This is a genomic window from Flavobacteriales bacterium (genome assembly GCA_013214975.1).
Classification (GTDB): domain Bacteria; phylum Bacteroidota; class Bacteroidia; order DT-38; family DT-38; genus DT-38.
Map to the genome: position 1 here is coordinate 1 of JABSPR010000239.1, position 3,185 is coordinate 3,185.

The window sequence follows — 3,185 nt, forward strand, 5'->3', positions numbered from 1 at the left end:
AGGAATGAATGAAGACAAAGTGCCTAGAGGTAAATATTGTGTTTCTACATCAAACAGAAACTTCGAAGGCCGTCAAGGACCCGGATCTCGAACTTTCTTAGCTAGCCCACTTACTGCTGCAGCAACAGCTATAACAGGCGAAATTACTGACGTACGAACTTTAATGAATTAAGACAATGGAGAAACTAAATAAAGTAAACACAAACTGTGTATTGATTCCAAATGAGAATTTGGATACGGATCAAATCATTCCATCTCGATTTCTTAAAGCTACTACAAGAGAAGCTTTCGGAGAAAATCTTTTTAGAGATTGGAGATACGATCTTGAAGGTAAGATGGTTGAAGACTTCGTATTAAACCAAGATACAAAAGGAGCACAAATTTTAGTTGCCGGAAAAAACTTTGGATGTGGATCGAGTAGAGAACATGCAGCATGGGCTATCTATGATTTTGGATTTCGAGTTGTGATTTCGAGTTTTTATGCCGACATATTCAAAAGCAACGCATTAAACAATGGCCTTCTACCCGTACAAGTATCAGAAGGTTTTTTAGCTAAAATTTTTGCAGCTCTCGAAAACAATAACGAAGAAGTGTTAAACGTTGATCTAGAAGCTCAAACGGTTTCTATTTCATCTACAGGAGATCAAGAGGCTTTTGAAATTAACGGATACAAAAAATCTTGTTTACTTAACGGATTTGACGATATCGATTACTTATTAAATATCAAGGACGATATTATCGCCTACGAAAACGCTTTATAGATGGAAAAGAAAATTGCTGTATTACCAGGAGATGGTATCGGACCAGAGATTGTAGACCAAGCGATCAATGTATTATATGCTGTAGAAAAAAAATACAATCATACATTCACCTTAACAAAAGGTCTTATTGGCGCATCGGCAATTGACGAAACTGGCTCTGCCCTACCCACCGAAACTTTAGATATCTGCCTAGATTCTGATGCTATTCTATTTGGTGCAATCGGAGATCCTAAATACGATAACGACCCAAAAGCAAAAGTAAGACCAGAACAAGGTCTTCTTGCAATTCGAAAAGCTCTTGGATTATTCGCTAACATCAGACCTGTTATCAATTTTGAAATCCTCAAAGGCAAATCCCCACTTAAAGATGAGATTGTTGAGGGTGTTGATTTAGTTATCGTTAGAGAGCTAATTAGCGGCCTTTATTTCGGAGAACCAAGAGAGAGAAGAGAAAACGGCACTGTAGCTGTAGACACTTGCGTTTATTCTAAAGATGAGATTACAAGAATTGCTAAGGTTGGTTTCCAATATGCGATGAATAGGAGAAAGCTCCTTACAGTTGTAGATAAAGCAAATGTTTTGGAAACATCAAGACTTTGGAGAGAAACAATCCAAGAAATGGAGAAAGACTATCCAAAAGTAACTGTCGATTACATGTTCGTTGATAATGCTGCCATGAAATTGATACAAAATCCTAAAGGGTTTGATGTAATCGTTACTGAAAATTTATTTGGAGATATTCTATCTGATGAAGCAAGTGTTATTACAGGTTCTATCGGATTATTGCCTTCCGCTTCCATGGGAGTTAAGACAGCTCTATATGAGCCCGTACATGGTTCTTATCCTCAAGCAACGGGAAAAGGCATCGCAAATCCAATTGCTACAATACTTTCTCTGGCTATGCTACTTGAAGATTCGTTAGGATTATCGGAAGAAGCCAAAGATGTTAGAAATGCAGTTGACTATATTCTTGTAAAAGGAATTTGCACGGAAGATATTGACCCTATAACTAACTACTCTACTACTGTAGTTGGAAATGCTGTTGCAGAATTCATCACAAATAACGGAGAAGTCGACATTGCTAGATTGACTTCTGAAGCTTCGATACCTGTTTAATCCTACTTTTTAGATTATATTGCATAGAGCATAAATGTTCGATGTATAGATTGAGCATGTTATTCTATTACAGAATAGAGACATGTGATTGAATTACAATGTAAAGGATACTAAACCGTAAGATTTTTAGTGATGAGATTATTTTTGATTGCACTTTCTGTTGTCGCAATAAATACATCTTTATACTCTCAGAACGTCGCAAAAAACCACTTCCTAGGGAGTTATAAATTTTGTTCTGGCATTGGCTTGCAATATGACTTTAACAGTGTTTATCTTGATCGATTACTTTATTCGATTGACGTTGAATTCAGCCACAACACTCCATTATTCATGCACACTACGGATTTCTCTACTTCTATTACTAGTCATCTATCAATGTTGGCCCATCCCAATTTCAAAGACATAAAATCTTCTTTCACCTATGTTGTCGCACCAGTATTTTTCGAGATGAATATTGGGCATATAGCTACAAAAAGTTTTTTTAATGATAGTGGATTTAGCTTAGGTGCTGGTTACGGTGCCAACTTTAAAAACATTGAAATAAACCATGGAATGTCTTTCACACTTGCAGTTCGCTCATGGACTAAAAGACGCTCTATTACTACCCGTTACATTATCCTCTTAGGCGATAATTTCGGATATCACACACTAACCCTCATGATAAATAGAGGGCGATATATTGAACATGTAAAAGGACTTAATAAAGTAAGTCGTTTTACTAAAGGCGAGTATTAGCAGAGAGAGAGAAATAATGAATATAACTTGATTACGGTTGAATAAAAGGTCGTTTTAATGCCTTTTATACTTTGTTATATGCTGGTTTTCCTTTTTGAATCATATCACTAATCGCATCCCAAAGTAAAATTCTCTTCTGTAAAGATTGTTTGGCTACTGTTAAAGTTTCGTTCCACTTTTGATCGTCATTACCACAAAGTTCTGTAATCATATTAAGAGATAATGGACCGTGCTCATCCCCATCTAATTCTATATGTCTTTCAAGGTAATATGTCAACTTGCTATATGACCTGTTTTCAGAATCAGCATTTTTAAGTATTTCAATAAACATATCTGGAATTACGTCTTCTCGTCCAAAAGTAAATGCAGAAGCAACTAGGTGTTCCTTGTTCGTGTCAATGATTGAAAATGAAAACGTAACGAAATCAGCTACTCTTTTATCGATATTAATTTGATCAAGTGAATATTGAATTGAATTTCCAGATTCAATTAATCTTATAAAATTATCAATTTCGAACGTACTTGCATCGGCTTGCATCATTGCATCCAAATACATTTCAAAATGACTTTTAG

Annotated in this window: 5 protein-coding genes; 4 read left to right on the forward strand and 1 reads right to left on the reverse strand. The window is 35.7% G+C overall.

The features are described from left to right. From HRT72_07940 to HRT72_07955, 4 genes are all read left to right on the forward strand, one after another. On the forward strand, window positions 1–172 hold a 172-nt coding region (locus tag HRT72_07940; GenBank protein NQY67638.1), incomplete at its 5' end, for a 3-isopropylmalate dehydratase large subunit. Window positions 173–176: 4 nt separating this feature from the next. After that, window positions 177–761, forward strand: coding sequence for a 3-isopropylmalate dehydratase small subunit (leuD, locus tag HRT72_07945; protein ID NQY67639.1), 585 nt, complete (start codon window positions 177–179; stop codon window positions 759–761). After that, window positions 762–1,877, forward strand: a complete 1,116-nt coding sequence (gene leuB, locus HRT72_07950; GenBank protein NQY67640.1) for a 3-isopropylmalate dehydrogenase — start codon at window positions 762–764, stop codon at window positions 1,875–1,877. 132 nt (window positions 1,878–2,009) lie between these two features. After that, window positions 2,010–2,612 (forward strand): hypothetical protein, encoded by a 603-nt coding sequence (locus HRT72_07955; GenBank protein ID NQY67641.1) that lies wholly within the window; start codon window positions 2,010–2,012, stop codon window positions 2,610–2,612. Window positions 2,613–2,676: 64 nt separating this feature from the next. Here HRT72_07955 and HRT72_07960 read toward each other — a convergent pair. Next, window positions 2,677–3,185, reverse strand: a 509-nt coding sequence (locus HRT72_07960; GenBank protein ID NQY67642.1) for a DUF3050 domain-containing protein, incomplete at its 5' end; no start/stop codon positions are given.